Raw genomic sequence first — 26489 nt, forward strand, 5'->3', positions numbered from 1 at the left:
GGGAGAAGCTCCTTGGAATTAAATAATTTTGAATCATTACAGATCAGTCTGGCGTCGACGGAAAAAATCAGAAGCTGGTCTCACGGCGAGGTCAAAAAGCCGGAGACGATCAATTACAGAACGCTGAAACCGGAAAAGGAAGGATTGTTCTGTGAAAAGATATTCGGACCTACAAAGGACTGGGAATGCCACTGCGGCAAGTATAAGAGGATCCGTTATAAGGGTATCGTATGCGACCGCTGCGGCGTTGAGGTCACGAAAGCCAAGGTGAGAAGAGAGCGGATGGGTCACATCGAGCTGGCCGCACCGGTGTCTCACATCTGGTATTTTAAAGGGATCCCCAGCCGCATGGGCCTGGTACTGGATATTTCTCCGAGAAATCTGGAAAAGGTGCTGTACTTTGCGGCGTATATCGTGACGGATCCGGGCACGACGGATCTGGGATACAAGGAAATCCTGACGGAACAGCAGTACAGAGAGGCTAAGGATAAGTACGGAAACGACTTTAAAGCCGCTATGGGCGCCGAGGCGATCCGCGATCTGCTGACGCAGATCAATCTGGAAGAGCTGTCTGCGGACTTGAGAAAGAAACTGAAGGACGCGTCGGGTCAGAAGAAGATACGTATCGTGAGAAGACTGGAGGTCATCGAGGCTCTCCGCTCCTCAGGCAATAAGCCGGAGTGGATGATCCTGGAGGTCGTGCCGGTGATTCCGCCGGATCTGCGCCCCATGGTGCAGCTGGACGGAGGACGTTTCGCCACCTCCGACCTGAACGACCTTTACAGAAGGGTGATCAACAGAAATAATCGTCTGAAGAGACTACTGGACCTGGGAGCTCCGGACATTATCGTGAGAAACGAAAAGAGAATGCTGCAGGAGGCTGTGGACGCGCTCATCGACAACGGCAGAAGAGGCCGGCCCGTGACGGGTCCCGGTTCCCGTCCGCTGAAGTCCCTGTCCGATATGCTGAAAGGCAAGCAGGGACGTTTCCGGCAGAATCTGCTGGGCAAGCGTGTGGATTACTCCGGACGTTCCGTAATCGTCGTGGGACCGGAGCTGAAATTCTATCAGTGCGGTCTTCCGAAGAAAATGGCGTTGGAGCTGTTCAAGCCCTTTATTATGAAGAAGCTGGTCCAGGACGGCCTGGCTCACAATATCAAGAGCGCCAAGCGCATGGTGGAGAAGGTGCGCCCCGAGGTCTGGGACGTGCTGGACGACGTCATCAAGGATCATCCGGTCCTGCTGAATCGTGCTCCTACGCTGCACAGACTGGGCATTCAGGCCTTCGAGCCGGTGCTGGTGGAGGGCAAGGCGATCAAACTGCATCCGCTGGTCTGCACGGCGTACAATGCGGACTTTGACGGAGACCAGATGGCCGTTCACGTACCTCTGTCTGTGGAGGCGCAGGCGGAAGCCAGGTTCCTCATGCTTTCCGTCAACAACATTCTGGCGCCGAAAGACGGTTCCCCCATCACCACGCCGACCCAGGACATGATCCTGGGGAGCTATTATCTGACCCACCCGGGTCTGGAAGACAGGAGCTCCAAGGCGGAAAAGGGCGACGGCAAGGTGTTCTGCGATTACGCGGAGCTGCTGATGGCGTACCAGACGGGCGCTGTGGGCATCCACGCCAGAGTCAAGGTGAGAAAGCAGCTTACGCCGGATGATCCCGGCAAGCTGGTGGAATCTACCGTAGGCCGCTTCATTTTCAATGACAAAATACCTCAGGACCTGGGATATGTGGACAGAAACGCGGATCCCTACGCCCTGGAGATCGACTTCCTCTGCGATAAGAAAAAGCTGGGCCAGATCATCGACAAGTGTTACCGGGTCCACGGCAACACAGAGACGGCGCTGATGCTGGATCACATCAAGAGCACCGGTTTCAAATATTCTACCAAGGCGGCTATCACCATCAGTGTGGCCGACATGGAAGTGCCGAAGGAAAAACCGGAGATCATCGCGAAAGCCCAGGAAGTCGTAGATAAATATCAGATGGCCTACAGACGGGGCCTTATGTCCAACAGCGAGCGGTATGAGAAGGTCATCCAGACGTGGCACAAGGCCACCGACGACGTGGCCGACGCGCTGATGGATTCTCTGGGGACACTGAATAACCTGTTTATCATGGCGCATTCAGGAGCCCGAGGCAGCAAGAACCAGATCAAGCAGGTAGGCGGAATGCGTGGACTGATGGCCAACGCTTCCGGTAAAACCATCGAGATCCCCATCACCGCAAACTTCCGTGAGGGACTGTCCGTAATGGATTACTTCCTGTCCAGCAACGGGGCAAGAAAAGGTCTGGCCGACACAGCTCTGCGTACGGCGGACTCCGGTTATCTGACCCGACGTCTGGTAGACGTATCCCATAACGTTATCGTCCGCGAAATGGACTGCGGAACGGACGAGGGCATCGAGGTGCGCGCCTTTACAGACGGCAAGGAGATCATCGAGGCTCTGAAGCTGCGGATCGTGGGCAGGACCGCCATGGAGGATATCTATGACGATAAAGGCACTCTGCTCGTCAGCGGCGGAGAGGAGATCAAGGAAGCTCAGGCGGAAGCCATTGAGAAGGCCGGAATCGAGGCTGTAAAGATCCGTTCCGTCATGACCTGTAAATGTGAACACGGGATCTGCGCCAAGTGCTACGGCAGAAACCTGGCCACCGGCGAGGTGGTAAATATCGGAGAGGCAGTGGGGATCACAGCCGCGCAGTCTATCGGAGAACCGGGCACGCAGCTGACCATGCGTACTTTCCACACAGGCGGCGTATCGGTTGCCGGAAACGACATCACACAGGGTCTTCCCCGTGTTGAAGAACTTTTCGAGGCCAGAAAGCCAAAAGGTATCGCGGAGATCTGCGAGGCCGACGGCACGGTGGTCTCCATTGAGAGCAGAAAAGACAACAAGACCGAAGTCAAGATCAGAGGCGAGGAAGAACGGGTCTACATCATTCCTTACGGCGCCCGGCTGCGGGTGTCGGAGGGCGATTTTATCACCGCGGGAGAAGGTATCACAAAAGGACCTCTCAATCCTCACGACATTCTGAGATTGAACGGGGTGGAAGGCGTTTATCAGTACTTGCTGAAGGAAGTTCAGCGCGTATACAAACAGCAGGGTGTAGATATCAACGACAAGCACGTGGAGGTGATCGTCAGCCAGATGCTTTCCAAGTGCAAGATCGAGGAGGCGGGCGATACGCAGCTTCTGCCCGGCGGACTGTACAGTCAGTCGGAGCTGGAGGAGGCCAACGCCGCTTTGACAGAAGAACAGCAGCCGGCCTCGGGCAAGCGGATCCTGCTCGGTATCACCAAGGCGTCCCTGGCCACCAATTCCTTCCTGTCCGCGGCGTCCTTCCAGGAGACCACACGCGTGCTCACCGACGCGGCGATCAAGGGGAAGAATGATAAGCTGCTGGGGCTCAAGGAAAATGTCATCATCGGCAAGCTGATCCCGGCGGGAACGGGAATGAAGCGTTACAAGAACATCAAACTGGATTACGGCGTCAATACCGAGTATATGGAATCCTTCAAGCCTATCTCCGAGGAGGACGAGGAGGAAGGCGAAGAACTCAGAGGCGAACGCATCAATTTCTACGGCGACGAGAAAGAAGCGGAAAACGCTTTTGCGGAGCTGGCCGGTCTGGAAACACTGGAGCTTGATTCGGTGAGAGAACAGGCAGCCGCTGCGGAGATGGAGTTTGACGCAGACGAAGATCCGGGATTTACGGAACTGTAAGACAGAGTCAAATGAATGATATTGCAGGCGCCTGAACGCGTCTGCCGAGAGAGATTCTCCCGCTGCATGGAAGATGCGGCGGGAGAATTTTGCTTTTTGCAGTTCCGGTGAAAGAGGATAGGACAGAACATGAAGAAATAAAGATAAACATATATTGACAATTAAAGAATAATATTGTATACTGCTGTGTAGTAAATATATGGATATCTCCATCACATTTTAAATGACCAAGCCCTCGATCTGTGGTATACTAAAAGGAGAAAAGATGAAGAAACACAGCACCAACCGCAATTTTAAAAATGGGGTCTTTCAGCTTCTGTTCAACGATAAGGCGCGCCTGCTGGAACTGTTCAACGCGTTGGAAGGAACCGATTACACTGATCCGGAGGCGGTATCCATTCAGACGCTCTCCGCGGCCCTTTATAACAATTTGATCAACGATCTGGCCTTCTCCGTAGCAGAGCAGTATATCGTGCTGACAGAACATCAGGCTACGGCCAACGAGAACATGCCGGTGCGTATGTTCCTGTATGCAGCCAGAGAGTATGAGCAGATACTGAAATTGGATGAGCTTTTGAAGGAAAAACTGTATCGGATCCCGACTCCTCACTTCTATGTTCTATACAATGGAACGAGAAAGCAGCCGGCAACCTGGGAAATGAAACTGTCCGACGCGTTTATGGACGGAACAGGCCGGCCGGTGCTGGAGCTGGTAGTCAAAGTGATCAATATCAACGAATCATCCAATCATCCGGTGCTGAGCAAAAGTCCTACACTGCGCGGTTACAGCAGACTCGTAAGCATGGTCAGGGAAAACCTGAATAAGGGAATGAGCCGGGACGCGGCCATCGCCGCGGCAATCAAAGGGTGCATAGACGAGGGAATGCTGGCCGACTTTCTGAAAAAGCATGGAGCGGAGGTGGCAAATGATATGTTTAAAGAGTACACGATGGAAGATATGATGAGGATAAAAAGCGAAGAAGCAATGGAGCAAGGCTTGGAAAAGGGTCTGGAGAAGGGTCTGGAGAAGGGTCTGGAAAAAGGTCTGGAAAAAGGTCTGGAGCTGGGCATCCAAAATTTTGTTCTGGATTTCAGGGAGGAGGGCTTTTCCCGGGAACGCATTGTGGAGAAGCTTCAAAGACGATTTGAACTGAGCGAGAGTTCGGCTCAAGAATATTACGATCGGTTTGTGGAGAAATAGCAGTGCGGCCGGGAGCGTCCGGCCGTTTTTATGTGGATCAGCCGCAGGGGAGGAACGTTGGATAAGTATCAGGTTTTAAAGCAGTATTTTGGATATGATAAGTTCAGGGAAGGTCAGGAACTGCTCATCGACAGTATTCTTTCAGGGCGCGATGTGCTGGGGATCATGCCCACCGGGGCGGGTAAATCACTGTGCTATCAGATCCCGGCGTTGATGATGGAGGGGATCACGCTGGTGATCTCGCCCCTTATCTCGCTGATGAAGGACCAGGTGGCAAGTCTCAGACAGGCGGGCGTGTCCGCCGCCTATCTGAACAGCTCGCTGTCGTCGGCTCAGTATTTTACAGCGCTGGACAACGCCAGAGCAGGGCGCTATCCGATCATCTATGTAGCGCCGGAGCGGCTGACCACAGAATCATTTCTCGATTTTGCCGTCCATGCGAAGATCGCCATGGTGGCGGTGGACGAAGCTCACTGCGTCTCACAATGGGGACAGGATTTTCGGCCCAGTTATCTGAAGATCGTGGATTTTATCCACAGGCTGCCTTACCGGCCTGTGGTGAGCGCGTTTACCGCCACGGCCACACAGGCGGTCAGAGATGATGTGGCAGATATTCTGATGCTGCAGGATCCCACCGTGCTGACAACGGGTTTCGACCGCCCCAACCTTTACTTTGCCGTGTATTCTCTGAAGGATAAATACGGCGCCGTGAGAAATTATCTGGACTGTCACCCCGGCGAAAACGGCATTATCTACTGTCTGACCAGGAAGACCGTGGAAGAGGTCTGCGGCCGCCTGCAGCGGGACGGCTACTCCGCCACCAGATATCACGCAGGTCTGGACGACGGAGAAAGGCAGAAAAATCAGGACGATTTTATCTACGACAGGAAACGGATCATCGTGGCGACCAACGCCTTTGGCATGGGGATCGATAAATCGGACGTCCGTTTCGTGCTTCACTACAATATGCCGAAAAATATGGAGAGCTATTATCAGGAAGCGGGGCGAGCGGGAAGAGACGGAGAACCTGCGGAGTGTATTCTGTATTACGGCGGGCAGGATGTCATTACGAATCAGCTTTTTATCGAGAATAACCGTGACAACGAGGAATTGGACGAGGCCGCGCGGCAGGCCGTTTTGGAGCGGGACAGAGAACGTCTGAAAAAGATGACGTATTACTGCTTCTCCAACGAGTGCCTGCGGGACTACATTCTCCGGTATTTTGGAGAGTACGGGGATAATTACTGCGGAAACTGCGGCAATTGTCTGAGCCAGTTCGAGACGGTGGACGTAACGGAATACGCCCGCGGCCTGATCGGCTGTGTGGGCGAGTGCCGGCAGCGGTACGGGATCAATGTGATCATCGATACGGTCCGCGGCGCAAACAACGCAAAGATCCGGCAGTATCGCATGAACGAAAATTCCTGGTACGGCTGTCTGAGTACGGTGCCGGCTCACAGGCTGCGTCAGGTCTTTAATCATCTGCTGGTGAACGATTACCTGAGTCTGAGCAGCGATGAGTATACCGTTGTGCGTCTGACAGAGAGATCGGGAGAGGTGCTGGACGGAAGTCTGTCTGTCCTCATGAAACTGGCCCGGGAGAGGGAAGAAGAGCCGAAGACGAAAAAGAAGCCGGCCAGGAGGGCCGTCGGATTCGGAGATGTGGATGAAGGGCTGTTCGAACGGCTGAGGCAGCTGCGATCGGAAATAGCCAAAGAGGAGAGAGTACCGCCTTATATGGTTTTTTCGGATAAGAGCCTGACTCATATGTGCGCCGCCAGACCGCAGTCGAAGGCGGAAATGATGGAGATCAGCGGCGTGGGCGAGTTCAAATATAAAAAGTATGGGGAGCGTTTTTTACAGGCGATCAATGGATGAGAGGGGAAAGTCTGCGCGGGTCCTGCCTATTTTAAGGTGGATATGAGGCTGGTTAACGCCGATTTATTATGGATTTAACGCCAACAGGGCGAAAAAACGTTGACAGGCCCCATAACTTCAGATATACTGTACTTTGGCTTGTTCTGGATATTGTGGTTCTCAGATGAACTGGAAAATTTTCAAAAATGAGCTGAAAACGTTATATTTTGCCGGCAGCGGCGGGAAAATAAGCCCGGTAAAAGAAAGATGACTGCCCGCAGGAAAGGAGAAAACGAATGCCAACAATTAATCAACTGGTGAGACAGGGAAGAACGAAGTCTGTCACGAAGTCCAACTCCCCGGCTCTGTTAAAGAGCATGAACTCCATCAAGAGAGTGCCCACAGATACCGAGGCTCCTCAGAAGAGAGGCGTTTGCACTTCCGTTAAGACTGTAACTCCTAAGAAGCCTAACTCAGCGCTGAGAAAGGTAGCCAGGGTCCGTCTGACAAATGGCATCGAGGTAACGGCTTACATTCCGGGAATCGGCCACAATCTGCAGGAACACAGCGTTGTGCTGATCAGAGGCGGAAGAGTTAAGGACCTGCCTGGTGTGAGATACCATATCGTCAGAGGTACGCTGGACACCGCAGGCGTTGCCAACAGAGGCCAGGCCCGTTCCAAATACGGTGCAAAGAGACCTAAGGCAAAATAAGGTTGAAAAAGAAGTTATAATTTGACAAGAATCGGGAAATGTAATTGCGAACCGGGAATTCGGAATGTCAGAGAGACACCGGCAAGCAGACGAGTGCCCTTAATATAGATATTAAGAGGCATCGCGGCGCGGAGGACCGCGTCGAGTACCGAATTCGAAGTTGCGAGGGATCTTCTGCGAGAAGGAAAGCGGCTGAAATCCGGGCGTGCAGCAGATGTGCACAGGATATGCAGCAGAAAGCATTGCCGGCTGATCCGAAAGGGCGGGCTGGCAGGCCGAAAGCGTGTCGGCGGCACAAGGCAGTATCGCGGGGGTCTACAAGCAAGGAGGGAAGAGAAGTGCCTAGAAGAGGAAATATACCCAAGAGAGAAGTGCTTCCCGATCCGGTTTACGGCAGCGTTGTGGTGGCTAAGCTCATCAACAGCATTATGCTGGACGGAAAGAAGGGAGTCGCACAGTCTATCGTTTACGACGCGTTCAATTCGATCAAGGAGACCACAGGGGAAGATCCGCTGGAGGTTTTCGAGAAGGCCATGAACAATATCATGCCGGTGGTCGAAGTCAAGGCAAGACGTGTAGGCGGTGCGAACTATCAGGTCCCCATCGAAGTCAGAGCGGACAGACGTCAGACTCTGGGACTGAGATGGCTGACCAAATACACCAGACTCAGAGGCGAGAAGACCATGTCCGAGAGACTGGCCAAGGAGCTGATGGACGCCGCCAACAGTACGGGGGCTTCCGTGAAGAAGAAGGAAGACACCCACAAGATGGCGGAGGCAAACAAGGCGTTTGCACACTACAGATGGTAATGACAGGAAATTATATGCGAATATCAGAGAAAATGGCTGAGGAAAGGAGGAGTTAGGATATGCCTAGAAAATTTACATTGGAGAACACGAGAAACATCGGTATCATGGCGCATATCGATGCTGGTAAGACAACGACAACGGAGCGAATCTTGTTTTATACAGGAAGAACTCACAAGCTCGGAGAGACCCACGAAGGAGCTGCTACCATGGACTGGATGGAGCAGGAGCAGGAAAGAGGTATTACCATAACTTCTGCCGCGACCACAGCTCAGTGGAAAAATACCAGAATCAACATTATCGACACCCCGGGACACGTGGACTTCACCGTTGAGGTAGAGAGATCTCTGCGTGTGCTGGACGGCGCCGTGACCGTACTCTGCGCCAAGGGCGGCGTGGAACCCCAGTCTGAGACCGTATGGAGACAGGCGGAGAAATACAATGTTCCCAGAATGATCTTTATCAACAAGATGGATATCATGGGAGCGGACTTCTACCGCGTTATCGATATGGTAAAGGATAGACTGAAGGCCAACGCTGTTGCCATCCAGCTGCCCATCGGCAAAGAAGAGACCTTCCAGGGCATCATCGACCTGATCCGCATGAAGGCGGAGATCTATAAGGACGACCTTGGCAAGGAGATCGAAGAACAGGATATCCCCGCAGACATGATGGAAATGGCTGAGGAATGGCATCACAAGATGATCGAAGCCGTGGCCGAGGGAGACGAAGAACTCCTGATGAAATACCTGGAGGGTGAAGCGTTCACCGTTGAGGAGATCAAGACAACCATCAGAAAGATGACCATTGCCGGACAGATGGTACCGGTTACCTGCGGATCCGCGTATAAGAACAAGGGCGTTCAGCTGATGCTGGATGCGGTGGTGGACTTTATGCCGTCCCCGCTGGATATTCCCGCGATCAAGGGCGTTATCCCCGGAACTGAGGAAGAGGACGAGAGACCGGCTGACGACAGCGCGCCGTTTTCCGCTCTGGCCTTCAAGATCATGGCCGACCCCTTCGTGGGAAAACTGGCTTTCTTCCGGGTATACTCCGGAGAGCTTGACGCCGGTTCCTATGTCTTCAATTCCACGAAGAACAGAAAGGGCCGGATCGGCCGTATTCTTCAGATGCACGCCAATCACAGAGAAGAGATCGACCACGTTTACGCGGGCGACATCGCCGCTGCGGTAGGGCTGAAGGACGCCACCACAGGCGACACTCTCTGCGACGAGAAGCATCCGATCATTCTGGAATCCATGGAGTTCCCGGATCCGGTCATTCAGATCGCCATCGAGCCGAAGACGAAGGCCGGTCAGGAAAAGATGGGTATCGCGCTGGCCAAGCTGGCAGAGGAAGACCCCACCTTCAAGACCTACACGGACGAGGAGACGGGACAGACCATCATCGCCGGCATGGGCGAGCTGCACCTGGAGATCATCGTGGACAGACTGCTGCGTGAGTTCAAAGTGGAGGCCAACGTAGGAAAACCGCAGGTCTCCTACAAAGAGACGATCACGGGCAACGCGGATGTGGATCACAAATACGCGAAGCAGTCCGGAGGAAAGGGCCAGTACGGTCACGTCAAGATCCGTATTTACCCCAGACAGCCGGGAGAAGGTTACGAATTCAAGAACTGCATCGTGGGCGGAGCGATCCCGAAGGAATACATTCCGAAGATCGACGAAGGTATTCAGGAAGCGATGCAGACCGGACCGCTGGCCGGTTACCAGCTGGTGGACCTGGGCGTAGAGCTGTACGATGGTTCTTACCACGAGGTCGACTCTTCCGAGATGGCGTTCAAGATCGCCGCTTCCATGGCCCTGAAAGAGGCTGTAAAGAAGGCGAAGCCGGTTCTGCTGGAGCCCATCTTCAAGGTCGAGGTCACCGCTCCCGAGGAATACATGGGAGATGTGATCGGCGACATCAGTTCCAGAAGAGGAAGGATCGAAGGCACCGATATGCACAATGGCGCCGTGGCAGTGCGCGGAATGGTTCCGCTCTCCGAAATGTTCGGATACGCCACGGATCTGCGTTCCAAGACTCAGGGCCGCGGAACCTACGTGATGCAGATGGATCACTTCGAGAAACTGCCCGACAATCTGCTTGAGAAAATATCTAAATAGTATTTGATATAAACCCGGCCCGCGGTCCGAGCGCCGTGGGCGGGATTTGTCAGGAGGAAATGAAAAATGGCTAAGGAAAAATTCGAGAGAACAAAACCGCATGTTAATATCGGTACCATCGGTCACGTTGACCACGGCAAGACCACGCTGACAGCGGCGATCACCAAGACTCTGCACCAGAGATACGGTCTGGGAGCCGACGTAGCCTTCGATCAGATCGACAAGGCTCCGGAAGAGAGAGAGAGAGGAATCACGATCTCCACGGCGCACGTAGAGTACGAGACCCCGAACAGACACTACGCGCACGTAGACTGCCCGGGACACGCGGACTATGTAAAGAACATGATCACGGGAGCGGCGCAGATGGACGGAGCGATCCTGGTAGTAGCGGCGACGGACGGACCGATGCCGCAGACCAGAGAGCACATCCTGCTGTCCAGACAGGTAGGCGTGCCGTACATCGTGGTATTCCTGAATAAGTGCGACATGGTAGACGACGAAGAGCTGCTGGATCTGGTAGAGATGGAAGTGAGAGAACTGCTTGACACCTACGAGTTCCCGGGAGACGACACCCCGATCGTAAGAGGATCTGCGCTGATGGCGCTGGAAGATCCGGCAGGACCGTGGGGAGATAAGATCGTAGAGCTGTTCGAGCAGGTAGACGCGTATATACCGGAGCCGGTAAGAGCGACCGACAAGCCGTTCCTGATGCCGGTAGAGGACGTATTCTCGATCACGGGCCGCGGAACGGTAGCGACGGGAAGAGTAGAGAGAGGAATCCTGAAGGTATCGGACGAAGTAGAGATCGTAGGACTGACGGAAGAGAGAAGAAAAGTAGTCGTAACGGGAATCGAAATGTTCCGCAAGCTGCTGGATCAGGGAGAAGCGGGAGATAACATCGGAGCGCTGCTGCGTGGAGTGCAGAGAAACGAGATCGAGAGAGGGCAGGTACTGGCTGCGCCGGGAACGATCCATCCGCACACGAAGTTCAGCTCAGAGGTATACGTACTGAAGAAGGAAGAGGGAGGACGTCACACGCCGTTCTTCAACGGATACAGACCGCAGTTCTACTTCAGAACGACAGACGTAACGGGAAACGTAACGCTGCCGGAGGGAACGGAAATGTGTATGCCGGGAGACAACATCCGGATGGACATTGAGCTGATCACCCCGATCGCTATCGAAGAAGGACTGAGATTCGCTATTCGTGAAGGCGGAAGAACGGTAGCTTCCGGCGTTGTCACGAAGATCAACGAGTAATTCTTCCAAATAGAGAATTCTAGATAAAACGAAAAGAGCCCGCAGAATCGATTCTGCGGGCTCTTTTGCGTCCAGGTACAGGAGACTTTGGATCTACGCTTGTTTTGCAGACCGAAAAGACCCCGGCGCGGTCTTGACCGGGGCCGGGGTCTGCTGTCAGAGTCGATCTGTTTATTGAACGGTCATTGAACGGTCATTGATCGACGCCGAAGACGTCGTCGGTATTTTCAGGGGCTGTCCGCTGCGGCTCTGAGACGGGCTGTCCAGATGTCTGCACAGGAGCGGATCCGGTGGGAGAGGATTCGGCAGGTCTGATCCTGAAGTCCTCATCGGAAAGGTCGGCCGTCTGGACCTCCAGCGTGCCTTTGAGCGCAGCGCCGGCATCCAGAGAGATGGACTTGGCGTGGATGTTGCCCATGAGCATGGCGTTTTCGCGCAGCGCCGTGGCGCCCGTGGTGCTGATATTGCCCTTGATCCTGCCGTTGGCCACCAGGTTGTGAGCGCTGATATCGCCGATGATCGTGCTTTCCGGGTCAACGGTCACATCGGCCTTGGCGGATATGTTGCCGTTTATGCTGCAGCCGGACATTACCAGAGAGTGGCAGCGGATATCGCCTTCCACCACACCGCCGCAGGCGATGCTTCCGTCGCAGATCACATTTCCTCTGATGTGACCGTCCACGCGGATATCTGATTTGCTTTTCACGTTTCCTTCAATGAGAAGATCCGCGGCGATGACGGACATGTGTGCTGCCGGCGGCGTGTATGCCGAGGTATAGGAAGGTTTATTGAATACCGGTTCCGCGGGCTGAGGAACAGCGTCTTCTCCGCAGTCCACAGCGGCCGCACCCTCCCCGCCCTCCTCGTCCGTGGCGATCTTTCCCGCCATCAGTTCGTTCAGGGCTGTCTTAAAGTTCTGCTTTGTTCCCATAGTTTCCTCCTGTTGCAAAATTAACTCCAGTATTGGGCAGATCAGTCCGGATAGCCAAAGGCCGCAGGCTGGACATCCTTGTCGAGGGCGGCGAAGGTGTACCCGGATTCTTTCAGCGTATGTATGATCTCCGGAAGAGCCGCCAGCGTGCTGTCGTGGGAAGCCAGATCGTGCATTAAGACGATCGACTCATGGTGGGCGGCGCAGCCGTTTATGACATTTTCACAGATCGTTCGGGCGGTCTTGTTGTGTGCAGTGTCTCCGGAGCCGACGTTCCAATCATAGTACGTATAGCCGCGCCTGCTCATCTCTGCGATGATAGGCATGTATACGGAGCGATTGTAGGCGTTGATGCTGCCTCCGGGAAAGCGGAAGAGCTCCGGTCTCACGCCGGTGGCGGACTCCAGAAGCTGAGCCGTCTGTGCGAAATCAGCCAGATAAGTGTCCACGGACCGATAGATCTCTTTATAGATGTGGCTTGTACTGTGGACGGCGATGGTGTGCCCCTCGTCGACCATCCGCCGGTACAGATCCTTGGCCGTTTCACTGTCCTTGTAGACAATAAAAAAGGTGGCCTTGACATCATACTCTTTCAGCACATCGAGGACATGCGGCGTCAGAGAAGAGGGACCGTCGTCAAATGTCAGATATACGGTCTTCTCATCGGGAATGGTATATTGAAAATCATTGTCCACATAAAGATTAGGATACTTGCTCTGGTAGGACAGCAGGTCGGAGGCGCGGGGGTTCCCGTTCTCGCCGCCGGCGGCGTAGACCAGATTGAATCCGCAGTGAGCCACCGGATTGGAGAGCAGCCCTCCAGGCGCCTTCGGATCGCCCGCGGATCCCGGAACGCTTCCGGGCCGTTCTGAGGCCAGCTCCTGCCTGAGGCTGTAGTACGCCAATCCATAGTGAACACACAGAATGGTGGGAACGATGATCATGGCGGCCGCGGCGGCTAGAATTAAATGCTTAAAAAACCTTACGCTGCCAAAATACACGTAAATCCCCCCTTTCACGATTAAAATCGACATTATATTCCTATTATACCACAGAAATTTCATTATGGAAGGGGATTTGATCACAGCGGACTTTTTTCTTCCAGAATGCGGAAGAATATCAGGAAAGACAGGGATTGACAGCGCTGAGGGACCGCGGTATACTATAACAGTTAAGAGAGCTGTTTCAGGGCGAGGTGAAATTCCTCACCGGCGGTAATCAGCGAGAAGCGCGCAGGATGCGCTTTGAAGCTGCGAGTCCGCGAGCCGAAAGGCAGAATCGGTTAGATCCCGATACCGACGGTATAGTCCGGATGGAAGAAATGCATCTGTTTGTTTTATTTCACGTGCGAATTCCCCTGAAAAGCCAGGGGATTTTTTTTATGACGAAGGAAATATCGTCCGCTGATATTTCTGTATGTTTCAAAAAAGTAACCTTGTGAAAGTGCGCCCGAAGGGCGAATGATGTTTCCAGAGGAAACTTTTTATGCCGGCTGCGGGCCGGCGTCGTCTGCCAGTGACGGACGGGGCGGACAGATGTGAGACAGAGGAGGAGATAAGATGAATAATGTGCATACAGGCACGACGCGATTGGCAAAGATGGCGATGTTGGTGGCAATTTCCGTAGTTTTGGTGGTGATCGTACATTTCCCGCTGTTTCCGGCTGCGCCGTATCTGGAGTACGATCCGGCGGATATTCCGATCTTCATCGGGACCTTTGCGTTCGGCCCCATGGCGGGAGTGGTACTCACCGTTCTGGTATCTGTGATCCAGGGGACGACGGTCAGCGCCGGCAGCCAGATCTGGGGCATCATCATGCACATCATGGCCACAGGATCTTTCGCCGTGGTGGCGGGCAATATGTACAAACATAAAAAGGACAGAAAGAGCGCCGTGGCGGCGCTGGCCGCCGGAGTCATCGTGATGACGGCCGTCATGTGCGCGGCGAATCTGGTGATCACTCCCATTTATTCAGGCATGCCCAGAGAGACGGTGGCGGCCATGATCCTGCCGGTGATCCTGCCCTTCAACCTGGTGAAGTCGGGAGTAAACGCGCTGATCACGTTTTTTCTCTACAAGCGTATTTCTCCGTTCCTGCACAAGTGAGAAACAGGCGCAAGAGCACAAGCTGAAAACAGACCCGCCTGCGGTTCGGAGAGGACCCGGGCGGGTCTTCTCTTTCCGCCCGGGCCGGGGCCGGATCCTCCTGTTTCCAGAGACCGGATCCAGTGTAAAATAACTGGGAGTCGTGTTGCTCTGGTGAAAAATCCGATTGTATGGTACAATGTTCATACCCCGCGATTGGCGAGCCGAAGGCGAAGGGAGAGCTTAGTGTTTATGGCACAGCAAAAACGAGTTTTAAACCGCAGGACAGGGCGCCGGCGGGAGATTTATATGAAGATCGGCAGCCGCAGCGCAGATCTGCAGGGATTCGGATCTGCGCAGAATGCCGCGGGAAAGGGATAGATACGGTGAACGAGCAGAAAATAATAATGAAAGATGAAAACGATACCCGTGCCTTTGGCATGCAGTTGGCCGAAGAACTCCGGCCAGGAAGCATTGTGGCGCTGACGGGGGATCTGGGGACCGGAAAGACGGCTCTCACGAAAGCGGTGGCGGAAGGACTGGGTGTGACGGAGCTGATCACCAGCCCCACGTTTACCATCGTGCAGGAATATCACAGCGGCCGGCTGCCGCTGTACCACTTTGATGTTTACCGGGTGGGCGAGCCGGAGGAAATGTATGAGATCGGCTATGAGGAATATTTTTTCGGCGACGGGGTCTGCATTGTGGAATGGGCAGATCTGATCGGGGAGCTGATCCCTGTAGGAAGTGTGATGATCCGCATCGAATACGGCGGGGAAGAAACCCAGAGAGTTTACTATGTAGGGAGGAAAGAGGAATGAGTTTACTGGCCATCGAGACCACGGGTGCGAAGGCTTCCGCAGCACTGCTCTCAGAAAGCGGGGAACTGAGGATCGAGACGTCGGATGAGACCATGAATCACCTGCAGCATCTGATCCCCATGATCGACAGCCTGTTGTCGAAATGTGGAATAACGATAGACGATGTGTCGGTAATTGCAATATCTGAGGGACCGGGAAGCTTTACGGGTATCCGCATCGGCATGGCCACGGCCAAAGGGCTGGCCCAGGTCATCGGCGCGCCGGTGGTCGGCGTGCCGACGCTGGAATCCTTCGTGTACCACAGAGCAGATTACCGGGGGCTGGTCTGCCCCATCTTCGACGCGAAGAGAAGCCAGGTCTACGCCGGCGTCTACTTCTGCGATGGCAGGGGCGGATACCGGCGGCTGATGGAGGACGGCGCTTACGACCTTCCGGTTTATCTGGAGGGACTGCGGACGGCCTGCAGCAGCGCTCTTGCAGAACGGGGAGGGCTGCCGGAGGAAGGCCCCCTGACGGTCACTCTGTTCGGGGACGGGATCGCCCCTTACGGAGAGCAGATCGCGAAAGCTGTCGAGGACTGGAACTTCAACAGCGATAGTCTATCGACAAAAGGCGATATATGTCTGAAAACGGCGGAGGAAGAACAGCGGTATCAGAGCGCGGCTTCCGTGGCCATGCTGGGCAGATCGCTGTTTGATCAGGGAAAGGCGAAAAGTCTTTTCGACCTGCATCCGGTCTATCTACGGAAAGCCGAGGCAGAGAGAAAGTTGGAAGAGGCGCAGAAAAAGAAATGAACGAGATGATCGTGAGAAGAGCGGAAGAACGGGATGTGAAGGCTATGGCGTATCTGGACACGTTGTGTTTTGCGGCGCCGTGGAGCGAGACGTCCTTCCGGCAGGAAGTGACGGCCAACAATCTGGCGCTGTATCTGGTCAGCGAGATCGACGGAGCGCTCACGGGCTATGCGGGGGTGTGGGCCATCGTGGACGAAGGCCATATTACCAACGTGGCGGTCCATCCTGACTGCCGCCGTCAGGGCATCGCCAGAGCGCTCATGCAGGTCCTCATCCGCAGCTGCGAGGAGGCCGGGATCCTGCGGCAGACGCTGGAAGTCCGTCCCTCCAACGAGGCGGCGCTCCGCCTGTACAAGAGCTTTGGGTTTCGCGAGGCGGGCCGGCGAAAAGGATATTACGAGGACAACGGCGAGGACGCGCTGATCATGTGGCGTGATGGCGAAAACCCAGAGACCGGCGGCCAATAAACAGCCGGCGAAGAGATCTGACAGCGAATAGAAAAATTCCTTTGCGAAATAATAAGTAACAGCTGCAGCGCGGTCCTCCGGATCCGGAATGAGCCGGAATGGATGAGCCCGCGGTGCGGAAAAAGCGACGCCCTGGAAATGACCGGCGGCGGGACCGGAAACTTATCATACGCATAAGGAGTGAATGAAATGGCTGGCTACAGAGAAGACGATTTTTACGACGACCGGGACGAAAGGTACAATATGTACAGGAGGGCCTCACAGTGCGGCAGATTTGCCCGCAGAGGCGATATGTCGGTATTCAGCATGAGCGAGTACCAGTCCTGTGAAAACTGCAGGTACATGGCGGCGGATCACCGCTGCGCCGCGCAAATGGACCGCCGTTTTCCCGTAGATATGAGGTAGGGAAAAAGGCGGGACGCGAGAAACGGAGTAAGTTATGAAAGACGGAAAACTGATAACGATGGGAATCGAGAGCAGCTGCGACGAGACCTCGGTGGCGCTCACCGCCGACGGCAGAACGGTGCTCTCCAATATTATTTCCTCACAGATAAAGGTCCATCAGGTGTTCGGGGGCGTGGTTCCGGAGATCGCGTCCCGCCATCACCTGGAAAACATAAACAGGGTTTATGTAAATGCGATGGAGGAAGCCGGGCTGGAACTGGCCGACGTAGATGTGATCGGCGTGACCTGCGGTCCGGGGCTGGTAGGCGCGCTCCTGATCGGCCTGGCCACGGCAAAGGCCATGGCCTACGCCGCCGGGAAGCCCCTGGTGGGAGTCCACCATATTCAGGGACACATCAGTGCAAATTACATAGAGCACGCTGAACTGGAGCCGCCCTTTATGGCGCTGGTCGTGTCGGGAGGCCATACCCACATTGTGAATGTGGACGGCTACAGCTCCTTCACGGTGCTGGGACGGACCAGAGACGACGCGGCGGGAGAGGCCTTCGACAAAGTGGCCCGTGTACTGGGACTGGGCTATCCCGGCGGACCGCTGATCGATCAGATCGCCAGGGAAGGGGACCCCCACGCAGTGGAATTTAAGCGCGTTTATCTGGAACGGGACAGCCTGGATTTCAGCTTCAGCGGTATCAAGACCGGCGTGCTGAATTATCTGAACGCGGAAAAGCAGAGAGGCAGAGAAGTGAACAAGGCAGATGTGGCCGCCAGCTTTCAGCTGGCGGTCATGGAAGTGATCGTGAACAAAGCGGTGAGGGCGGCAAAAGAGCACCGCAGAGATCGGCTGGTGATGGCTGGAGGGGTGGCGGCCAACAGCCTGCTTCGGAAAATGCTCTCCGACGCCTGCCGGCGGGAAGGAATTGGCCTGTACTGCCCTTCGCCGGTGCTGTGCACGGACAACGGCGCTATGATCGCCTGCGCGGCTTATTACAGATATCAGGAAGGTCTCTTGTCAGATATGACGCTTGACGCCTGGCCCAATCTGCCGCTGGAGACAAGGAAATTGTGAAGATCATGCCAAAAAAGAGGTGCGGCCGGTAAAAAACGGCGGCACCTTTCGTATTTCTTAATACATTTGAGCGCTTTACAACCTTTTCTTTACCATATGTTTATGGTAAAGTAAAAATGTGATTCGTGTAACTCAAAAGGAGGTAAAGGAAAAAGAAAATGAGAAAAATGGGTAATTTAAAAAAGGTTTTGGCGATCGGTCTGGCGGCGGTGATGACAGTGGGATTTGCGGCCTGCTCGGGCGGAGGAACGGCGGAAGACATTATGAAGACCGCCCAGGAAAAGCTGGCGGATATAAAGAGCATGAGCTATGACATGGATATGACCATGACTATGACCATGCAGGGCCAGTCCATGGAGAGCAGCACAAAGGGAACGGCGGTCTACAATTCCGACCCCATGGCCATGAAAATGGACATGACCGTGGAAGCGGCGGGACAGTCTGTAGCCATGCAGATGTACGCGGCCCAGGAAGGCGACAACTATGTGATGTACATGACTCAGGACGGCGGTGCGACCTGGATGAAGCAGACTCTGTCGGATGCTGCGCAGCTGGAACAGTACAACGCGCAGGCCTCCATGGACCTCTATCTGAAGAGCATCGATTCTTTCAAAGAAGCGGGTACGGAGAAGATCAACGGCAGCGACGCTGTTAAATACGAAGGCGTGATCGCAAATGACTCCATGAACGAAGTCATGGCGGCTTCCGGAGCGGCCGAAATGCTGACGCAGATCGGGATCAGCGAGTCCGACGCCGCTGCTATGTATCAGGATCTGGGGGATCTGCCCGTATCCATCTGGATCGACAAGGAATCGTCTATTCCGGTAAAGTACGAGATGGACATGACGACTATGATGCAGACTCTGATGGGAAAGGTGCTGGAATCCATGGGCGCCAGCGCCGATGAAGCGGGGCTGACTGTGGACAAGGTGTTCATGACCATGACGCTGAGCGATTTCAACAACGTGGAAAATATTGAGATCCCGGAGGCGGCGAAGAACGCGCAGGAAGCTGCGCTGCTGCAGTAGTCCGGAGAATGCCCGGGCGAAGGAAGAAGGATCAAATACAGAGGAATCACAATGTGTACAAAAAAAGCCTCCGGTCAAACCGGAGGCTTTTTGCGGTCATGGGGAAACAGGCGGCTGTCTGCCGGTGCGGGCGGCAAGTCCGCAGGGCCCGGCATTGATCAATTGGCACGCCCATTCCTGCGGCATTATTTCTGATGCATCCGCAGCCATTCGAAGGCACAGTTGGCATGGATGGCCGCACCCAGCTTGAATACGCTTTCGTCCAGGACCATATTGGGATTGTGCATGGGGTAGGCGCCCGGTTTTCCGGCGCCCAGCGTCATGAACATTCCCGGAACCTTTTCGCTGACATAACCGAAATCCTCTGTTCCGGCCATGCAGTCAACTTCCTCAACTTCCTGACAGATCTCACGGATAAAGGGCAGCATTTCGTCGCACAGATCAGAATCGTTATAGGTTGACGGAGTGGAGAAAGTCATCATGTCGTAAGTTCCCCGCCACATTTTCACCGAGTGATCGATGATCTCCGGCAGACGTTTGATCACATGGGCCCTCACCTCGCGGTTGAAGGTGCGGGCAGCCATCATCACTTCTGAGGTGTCGGGGATCACGTTGACCGCGTTTCCGCCTCCGAATTTTCCGATGCCGAAGGCCACTGTCTCCTTGGGATCCGTTTCCCGTCCGATCATCAGGTTGGCTGCAGTATAGATCTGATTGGCAATGGTCAACGGGTCGATGCCGTTTTGGGGCTGGGAGCTATGAGTCCCTTTTCCCTGTATTTTTACCATGAAGGTGTCCATCGCTGCAGAGGCGATTCCTCTGGAAAAATGGATCGTACCGGCCTCCTGATCCGCCATCACATGTATGGCTATGGCTGCGTCTACTTTTGGATCTTCAAGAATGCCGGCGTCCACCATAAACTTGGAGCCGCAGCCGCACTCTTCTCCGGTCTGGAACATCAGTTTAACTGTTCCCCTGAGCTCTCCCTCCCGGGCCTTCAGAATGCGGGCCGCGCCCAGGAGCATGGCAGTGTGGGAATCGTGGCCGCACATGTGGCCAAAACCGTTTTTGGCTGCAAAAGGAAGGTCGGCGGTCTCCGCCATGGGAAGCGCGTCCATGTCCGCACGCAGGAGAATGCAGGGACTGCCCTGGCCGATGGTAGCCGCCAGTCCGGTGGAATAATTCATATCAGGGAAGCCGGCGAACAGGAACTTCTGACGCAGGTCCTCGGGGATGGGACCGCCGTATTCCTTCGACTCAATGCCCATCTTCGCCAGACGGTCTTTCACATATGCGGAAGTGGCGCGGAGGTTAAAGCCTACTTCGGGGTTTTGATGCAGGTGATGTCTGTCTTCAAGAATTTTGTCTTCCACTTTCAGGGCGTCTTTCATGATCTCTTTCATTTTAATATCTCCTCTTCAATATGAAACAAGAAGCAACAGCTGTGTGCTGTGTGTTTATGTTCGAAACACTGGCGTCTGGTCTGTGTAACGATGGCACAGTCTAGAAAGGTCCCAGACCGATGGCATCAGCGAAGAGGATGATGCAGAAGGCGGCCAGGATGAGCATGCCAAAGATCTTCCAGGCGAATTTGATCCAGTCGCTGTATTCGATGCCGCAGAACGTGAGGGCGACGAGAGAACCGGCGGGCCACAGGTAATTGGTGAAGCCGTCGCCATACTGATAGGCCAGCACCATGACCTGCTGGTTGATGTTCAGCATCTTGCCCAGAGGTCCCAGAATGGGCATCATCATGACTGCTTTTCCGGAGCCGGACACAACGAAGAAGTTGAAGGCTGTCACGGCCAGATACACCAGAAGCAGCGTGACGATGGCGCTCTTTCCGGCCAGGAAATTGCCCATGGCGTTGACCACCGTATCCAGGATCTGAGCCTGGTTCATGAGGATCATGATGGCGCGGGCAAATCCGATAGCCAGCGCGGCGCCCAGCACGCGGCTGGCTCCTGTGACGATATCCATGCATACCTGATTTGGGTTCAGGCGGAACAGGAAGGTAAGCACCACCGCGAAGATCAGGTAGATGGCCGCGATCTGGGGCATGCCCCAGCCCAGCTTCAGTCCGCCATAGCCCTGGAGGATGAAAAGGATGAGAAGGCCGATGAGCGCCAGGATCCTGGAAGTATTGAACGAGACTCTCTCGCCTGCCGCGGCCTTGCTGTCCTGGGTGAGGAATTCAGCTTTTACGATGCTCTTGTTGGGGTCCTTCTTGATCTTACGGCAGTAGAAGAGCAGGTATGCAAGACCGATGATGTAAAAAATGATCAGAGCGCCAAAGCGGAAGCCAAGTCCGGAGAACAGGGGCAGGCCCACGATGCTCTGCGCGATACCGGTGGTAAACATGTTGATAAGACCGGAGGCAAAACCGATGCCCATGCCCAGGATCGCAGTTCCCGCTCCCGCGATGCGGTCGTATCCCAGGGCCATGACCACAGAGATACACAGTGGGAAGAAAGGCATGCCGCCTTCGCCGAAGCCCAGGGCACCCATGACGGTAAATACGGTGTAGAGCGCTACGATGACCATCAGTTCCTTGCCTTCTGAGACGGCCAGTATCTTGTGGATGCCGGCGGCGATGGCGCCGGTCGTCTCGATCAGGTAGATGACGCCGGAGATCAGCAGCAGGGATATGACGATATCGCCGCCCTGCACGATACCGTCGTGAATGGACTGGAAGAAGCCCAGGAAGGTGATGGGCGTTTTATCCTCAGCGGCCACATAGTGGAACACGTCGGGATTTACGATCTCCTGATGGGTGGTGGGATCTACGGTGCGTTCAAATTGTCCTGCCGGAATGATGAAGGACAGGATGACCACCAATACCATGATCAGCATAAAGATCAGATACACGTGGGGAAGGCGAAAACCTTTTTTCTGTTTCTCCATTTCTCTCTCCATGCGGCGCGTATCTAGCTGTCCGCCGCATGTTCTCCTTTCTTTTCCATACATACTCAGAATTTTGTTGATAAGACATATAACTGCATTTTCCATTGATGCAGCCTTCCCTGTGGGAAGGTTTCACACTGACTATAACGCAAGAACTCTGCCAACTGATGTAAAAAAACGCGGCGAATATTCATTTTTTATCTTTAAATATGGGAGGAAGGGCGTAAAAGCCGCAATTTTCAATGGGTAGTGTTTATGAAATGAAGCGGGACGGCACGCGCTCCGTTCGCTGCCTGTGAAAAGGGGGAGGGGTAAGGAAAAGGCGGAATCGCAGATTATGTAAAAAATAATTTACGCCGGTGTCTATGAATGTTTACAAAAGGACGCGGGGAAGATCCAAAAGAAAAAACCGTCGTCTGTGGGCGCAGCCTGCAGAGACGGTTTCCGTTCGTCCATTTTCATTATTCTTCGTTGGTCTGATCTTCAACGTATTTTACAATGTCTCCAACTGACTGGAACTTCTCGGCCTGCTCGTCGGGAATTTCGATTTCGAATTCGTCTTCGATCGCCATGATGATCTCCACGGCGTCCAGAGAATCCGCCTCAAGATCCTTCATCAGGTGCGTGCTCATTGCAATGGAATCTTCATCCACGTTTAGCTGTTCCCTGATGATCTCTCTGATTTTTTCAAATATCATATTGTACCTCCAAAATTATGAGCGCCTTGTTTTTGCAGGGATTGGAGCCCCGCATGCATGCAACCATTATTATAAGCACCTGTCTGACAGACTGCAACCCTTATTTTAAAGAAAAGCGTTTTTTTTATACTTTTGCGCGTAAAATCACTGGGAATCATCCTCCTGCATGAGCATCCATTCCTCATACACGGCGTCCAGAGTTTCGCGGGCGGACCGCAGTTCCCCGTCCAGAGCGGCGGACCGCTCAAAGTCGGTGTAGACCTCTTCCCGGCAGAGATCCGCCTGTATTTCCTCGATCCTGCCCTCCAGATCGGCGATGGATCCCTCCAGTTCTTTCAGGCGCCGCTCTCTGCGGCGCTGCTCCGCCAGCCGCTCTTTCTGCTGACGGCGTTCTTCGGCCCGCTGTTCCTTATCGCTGCGGGCGCTGGTCTGGTTCAGCAGCGTGCCGTCCGCAGAGGCCTGACGGGAAAGTTCCGTCAGGTAGCTTTTTCCGGAAGCGATCTGCTGCTTTTTTTCCAGGTAGTAGTCGTATCCCCCGCCGAAAACGGTGACGCCGTTCTCGGAGAGCTCATATATAGAGGTAGGAATTTTATTCAGGAAGTAACGGTCGTGGGATACCAACAGCAGCGTACCGGGAAATTCCAGCAGAGCGTCCTCAAATACCTCCTTGGAGGCGATGTCCAGATGGTTGGTTGGTTCGTCCATGACCAGCAGGTTCGCGCCGGACAGCATGAGCTTGAGCAGAGCCAGCCGGGCCTTCTCGCCTCCGGACAGAGAGCCGACGATCTTAAACACATCTTCTCCCCGGAACAGAAAGCGTCCCAGAAGAGAGCGCAGTTCTGTCTCTGTGTAGAGCCGGTATTCGCTGTGCAGCTCCTCCAACACCGTATTGGAGGAAGTGAGCTGCTGCTGCTCCTGATCGTAATATCCAAAGATGACATTGTGCCCGGTCTTGACATACCCGCTGTCCGGCTCCAGCTCACCCATAACGATCCTGAGCAGAGAGGTCTTGCCGATACCGTTGGGGCCCACCAGACAGACGCGGTCGCCTTTTTTGATGTCAAAACCCACGTTGGAAAAAAGCCGGCGAAGCTCTGCGCCGGTTCCAAAGCTCTTGGACAGATCCTCCGCAAACAGGACGTCGTTTCCGCTCTGCAGACGTTCCCGGAACTGGATGCGCATTTTTCCGGGACGGGAATCCGGGCGTTCCAGCACATCCATGTGGGACAGACGCTTTTCGCGGGACTGAGCCCGCTTTGCCAGTTTTTCCGTACCGTGCTGTTTAAAACGGCGGATGATCTCTTCCTGTCTGGCGATCTCCTTCTGCTGGCTTTCATACCGGCGCATGGCGTCTTCCTCGCGCTGGCGCTTTTTTTCCACATACACAGAATAATTTCCTTCGTAACAGGTAAGTTTGTGGTTTTCCACTTCAAAGATCCGGGTAACGGTCTGGTCAAGGAAATACCGGTCGTGAGAGATCACGGCCAGCGTGCCGCCGTAGGATTTCAGGTACTGTTCCAGCCACTTCAGCGTGCCGATGTCCAGATGGTTGGTCGGCTCGTCCAGTAAAAGCAGATCCGGTTTCTTCAAAAGCAGAGCGGCCAAAGCCAGTCTGGTGCGCTCGCCGCCGCTGAGCATGGAGATCTGTTTGCCGTAAAAATCTTCGGAGAAGGCCATGCTGGAGAGGATGCCGTTGATGGCGCTCTTGTAGGAATAGCCGTCGGCCAGTTTGAAAGCATGAGACAAGTCGTCATACCGGTGAAGAAGCTGCTCCACGTCCTCGCCGGCGGCAGACCGGAGCGAGATCTCTTCCGAGAGCGCGGCCAGCTGGTGCTCCATATCGATGACCGGACGAAAAATAGCCAGCATCTCCTGGTACACGGTATTTTCCGAAGAAAAATTATCCGTCTGCTTCAGATATCCCACGGAGGTGTCTGCAGGCAGAAAGAAATCGCCGCTGTCGCAGGGAAGCTCCCCGGTGAGGATGTTCAGAAGGGTCGTCTTTCCGGCGCCGTTGGCGCCTACGATGCCCACCCGGTCGCCCTGGCTGATATGAAAGGACACGCCGGTGAGGATCGGAGTGGTCCCGTAATATTTATTTAGATTGGTTGCAGATAAAAGTATCATAGTTTTGTCTGTTTATCCTTTGCTCTTTCAGTTTTGTGTTCCGCGGAGAACTTCCGCAGAGACGCCGAGACGGCGGAGCCGGAGGGCGAATGGCCGCGGCCGGTATTATCTTATCATTGTTTTTGCAAAATGGCAATGCGGCCCGTCTTTTTGGGGCGCGGATTTTGCGCCGCGGCCGAAGTTCGGCGCTGGAGCGATTCCGGTAAAAAATTTGCGCTATTTATGCGGTTAATTATTTAACGTTAGTTATTGTGCGAAAGGGTGGTTGAATGGTATAATAGCGCAAAGCGCCTATTGCAGATTCGGTGCGGCGCGGCCGCCAGGGGATGATTCTCCCACGATGGCCTTCAGCCAGTCACGGTAGAACAGCCGCAGAGCGGCTGCTGCGGATTCTGTGTATGGCAGTTGCTGCGCCGCCGTCGGGAACCTTTCCGGGCGGGAGATACATAATTTATCATAGCGAGGAGAAGTGAGATAGTATGAAGGAAAAAGGCAAAATTTCTAAGGCGGTGATCAAGCGTCTTCCGCGGTACCGCAGGTATCTGGAAGACTTGATGAAGAGGGACATCGACCGCATTTCTTCCAATGATCTCAGCAATCTCATCGGATATACGGCATCGCAGATCCGGCAGGATCTGAATAATTTCGGAGGTTTCGGCCAGCAGGGCTACGGTTATAATGTGAAGGCCCTGCACACGGAGATCAGCAGGATCCTGGGTCTGGACAGAGAATATCGCATGATCATTCTGGGCTGCGGAAACCTGGGACAGGCACTGGCTAATTATACCCATTATTATAAGGCGGGATTCAAGGTGTGCGGTATGTTCGATGTCAATCCGAGATTGGTGGGACTGAGGATCAACGATATCGAAGTGATGGATTACAGCAATCTGGAAAAGTATCTGGAGGAAAACCAGATCGATATCGGCATTATCTGTACGAATAAGGACAGCGCCCAGGAGGTGGCCGATAAACTGGTAGCGGGAAAGATCAAGGGGATCTGGAACTTTGCTCCCATGGATCTGGATGTAGACGAACACGTGGCGCTGGAAAACGTCCACCTGAGCGACAGTCTGCATTCTCTGGCCTATCACATCAACCACAAGGAGTAGAAAAGGCGGTCCGCTCTTCGAAGGCGCAGAGACACTGCGGGCTGTTGTCTGCGCGGCCAACGCACGGCGGGAGCAGACGCGCTTCAAAAGAAAAATAACCGTTTCGCATGGCGCGAAACGGTTATCTGTTCTTTTGGTCTATATTAGCCCGCTGTCGGAGCGTCTACCGGGCAAGCGTTAGCGCAAGCTCCGCACTCGATGCACTTGTCGGCATCGACTACATACTTGCCGTCGCCCTCAGCGATAGCGTCTACAGGACATTCGGAAGCGCAAGCTCCGCAGCTGATGCAAGCATCACCAATTACATATGCCATGATTCAATTCCTCCTTTAAATGATGGTTTAAACAAGC

At 54.2% G+C, this 26489-nt stretch carries 22 protein-coding genes and 1 riboswitch; of the genes, 15 read left to right on the plus strand and 7 right to left on the minus strand.

Features of this window, described 5'->3' with window-relative positions:
- Positions 1-12: 12 nt before the first annotated feature.
- The 7 genes from rpoC to tuf all read left to right on the plus strand — a co-directional run bounded on the left by rpoC (position 13) and on the right by tuf (position 11701).
- The gene (rpoC, locus tag E0E37_RS04505; protein ID WP_130861792.1) at positions 13-3738 is read left to right on the plus strand and encodes a DNA-directed RNA polymerase subunit beta'; all 3726 of its coding nucleotides are present in this window, start codon (positions 13-15) and stop codon (positions 3736-3738) included.
- A gap of 265 nt (positions 3739-4003) precedes the next feature.
- On the plus strand, positions 4004-4939 hold the full coding sequence (locus E0E37_RS04510) for an RpnC/YadD family protein (RefSeq protein ID WP_130861793.1): 936 nt from the start codon (positions 4004-4006) through the stop codon (positions 4937-4939).
- Between the two features lie 57 nt (positions 4940-4996).
- The gene (gene recQ / locus E0E37_RS04515; protein ID WP_130861794.1) at positions 4997-6817 is read left to right on the plus strand and encodes a DNA helicase RecQ; all 1821 of its coding nucleotides are present in this window, start codon (positions 4997-4999) and stop codon (positions 6815-6817) included.
- 275 nt (positions 6818-7092) lie between these two features.
- Entirely contained in the window at positions 7093-7509 is a 417-nt protein-coding gene (gene rpsL, locus E0E37_RS04520; protein WP_130861795.1) for a 30S ribosomal protein S12, read from the plus strand.
- Between the two features lie 338 nt (positions 7510-7847).
- A complete protein-coding gene (rpsG, locus tag E0E37_RS04525) occupies positions 7848-8318 on the plus strand; it encodes a 30S ribosomal protein S7 (protein WP_130861796.1) in 471 nt (156 codons plus the stop codon).
- Between the two features lie 59 nt (positions 8319-8377).
- Positions 8378-10441 (plus strand): elongation factor G, encoded by a 2064-nt coding sequence (fusA, locus tag E0E37_RS04530; RefSeq protein WP_130861797.1) that lies wholly within the window; start codon positions 8378-8380, stop codon positions 10439-10441.
- A gap of 66 nt (positions 10442-10507) precedes the next feature.
- Positions 10508-11701, plus strand: coding sequence for an elongation factor Tu (gene tuf, locus E0E37_RS04535; RefSeq protein ID WP_130861393.1), 1194 nt, complete (start codon positions 10508-10510; stop codon positions 11699-11701).
- Between the two features lie 193 nt (positions 11702-11894).
- Here the strand turns inward: tuf and E0E37_RS04540 are convergent, their stop codons facing one another.
- Together E0E37_RS04540 and E0E37_RS04545 are read right to left on the minus strand one after the other, a co-directional pair.
- Positions 11895-12632, minus strand: coding sequence for a bactofilin family protein (locus E0E37_RS04540; RefSeq protein ID WP_130861798.1), 738 nt, complete (start codon positions 12630-12632; stop codon positions 11895-11897).
- A 41-nt stretch (positions 12633-12673) separates the two neighbouring features.
- A complete protein-coding gene (locus E0E37_RS04545) occupies positions 12674-13633 on the minus strand; it encodes a polysaccharide deacetylase family protein (protein ID WP_165445204.1) in 960 nt (319 codons plus the stop codon).
- Positions 13634-13809: 176 nt separating this feature from the next.
- Positions 13810-13960: riboswitch (FMN riboswitch) on the plus strand.
- A gap of 231 nt (positions 13961-14191) precedes the next feature.
- On the opposite strand from E0E37_RS04545, the gene E0E37_RS04550 reads away from it, so the two are divergent.
- The 7 genes from E0E37_RS04550 (at position 14192) to E0E37_RS04580 (ending at position 19297) form a co-directional block, all read left to right on the plus strand.
- Positions 14192-14737, plus strand: coding sequence for an ECF transporter S component (locus tag E0E37_RS04550; RefSeq protein WP_130861800.1), 546 nt, complete (start codon positions 14192-14194; stop codon positions 14735-14737).
- Between the two features lie 386 nt (positions 14738-15123).
- Entirely contained in the window at positions 15124-15537 is a 414-nt protein-coding gene (tsaE, locus tag E0E37_RS04555; RefSeq protein WP_130861801.1) for a tRNA (adenosine(37)-N6)-threonylcarbamoyltransferase complex ATPase subunit type 1 TsaE, read from the plus strand.
- Positions 15534-16331 (plus strand): tRNA (adenosine(37)-N6)-threonylcarbamoyltransferase complex dimerization subunit type 1 TsaB, encoded by a 798-nt coding sequence (gene tsaB, locus E0E37_RS04560; RefSeq protein WP_165445205.1) that lies wholly within the window; start codon positions 15534-15536, stop codon positions 16329-16331. Before tsaE ends, tsaB begins: the two co-directional genes overlap by 4 nt.
- Positions 16328-16798 (plus strand): ribosomal protein S18-alanine N-acetyltransferase, encoded by a 471-nt coding sequence (gene rimI, locus E0E37_RS04565; RefSeq protein WP_130861803.1) that lies wholly within the window; start codon positions 16328-16330, stop codon positions 16796-16798. Before tsaB ends, rimI begins: the two co-directional genes overlap by 4 nt.
- Before the next feature lie 189 nt (positions 16799-16987).
- The gene (locus tag E0E37_RS04570) at positions 16988-17203 is read left to right on the plus strand and encodes a hypothetical protein (protein WP_130861804.1); all 216 of its coding nucleotides are present in this window, start codon (positions 16988-16990) and stop codon (positions 17201-17203) included.
- A 34-nt stretch (positions 17204-17237) separates the two neighbouring features.
- Positions 17238-18269: a tRNA (adenosine(37)-N6)-threonylcarbamoyltransferase complex transferase subunit TsaD gene (tsaD, locus tag E0E37_RS04575; protein ID WP_130861805.1), complete on the plus strand. Its 1032-nt coding sequence runs from the start codon at positions 17238-17240 to the stop codon at positions 18267-18269.
- A 158-nt stretch (positions 18270-18427) separates the two neighbouring features.
- Positions 18428-19297, plus strand: a complete 870-nt coding sequence (locus E0E37_RS04580) for a DUF6612 family protein (RefSeq protein ID WP_130861806.1) — start codon at positions 18428-18430, stop codon at positions 19295-19297.
- A gap of 185 nt (positions 19298-19482) precedes the next feature.
- Here E0E37_RS04580 and E0E37_RS04585 read toward each other — a convergent pair whose 3' ends face one another.
- The 4 genes from E0E37_RS04585 to abc-f all read right to left on the minus strand — a co-directional run bounded on the left by E0E37_RS04585 (position 19483) and on the right by abc-f (position 25026).
- A complete protein-coding gene (locus tag E0E37_RS04585; RefSeq protein ID WP_130861807.1) occupies positions 19483-20700 on the minus strand; it encodes a M20 metallopeptidase family protein in 1218 nt (405 codons plus the stop codon).
- A 100-nt stretch (positions 20701-20800) separates the two neighbouring features.
- The gene (locus E0E37_RS04590; protein ID WP_246019632.1) at positions 20801-22201 is read right to left on the minus strand and encodes a YfcC family protein; all 1401 of its coding nucleotides are present in this window, start codon (positions 22199-22201) and stop codon (positions 20801-20803) included.
- Between the two features lie 461 nt (positions 22202-22662).
- Positions 22663-22896, minus strand: a complete 234-nt coding sequence (acpP, locus tag E0E37_RS04595) for an acyl carrier protein (protein WP_130861897.1) — start codon at positions 22894-22896, stop codon at positions 22663-22665.
- A gap of 147 nt (positions 22897-23043) precedes the next feature.
- A complete protein-coding gene (gene abc-f, locus E0E37_RS04600) occupies positions 23044-25026 on the minus strand; it encodes a ribosomal protection-like ABC-F family protein (protein ID WP_130861809.1) in 1983 nt (660 codons plus the stop codon).
- Positions 25027-25505: 479 nt separating this feature from the next.
- Between abc-f and E0E37_RS04605 the strand changes: the two genes are divergently transcribed.
- Positions 25506-26138 (plus strand): redox-sensing transcriptional repressor Rex, encoded by a 633-nt coding sequence (locus tag E0E37_RS04605; RefSeq protein ID WP_130861810.1) that lies wholly within the window; start codon positions 25506-25508, stop codon positions 26136-26138.
- Positions 26139-26281: 143 nt separating this feature from the next.
- Here the strand turns inward: E0E37_RS04605 and E0E37_RS04610 are convergent, their stop codons facing one another.
- Positions 26282-26452: a DUF362 domain-containing protein gene (locus E0E37_RS04610; protein ID WP_130861811.1), complete on the minus strand. Its 171-nt coding sequence runs from the start codon at positions 26450-26452 to the stop codon at positions 26282-26284.
- Positions 26453-26489: the final 37 nt, after the last annotated feature.

The organism is Bacilliculturomica massiliensis, from assembly GCF_900605495.1.
GTDB lineage: Bacteria > Bacillota > Clostridia > Peptostreptococcales > Anaerovoracaceae > Bacilliculturomica > Bacilliculturomica massiliensis.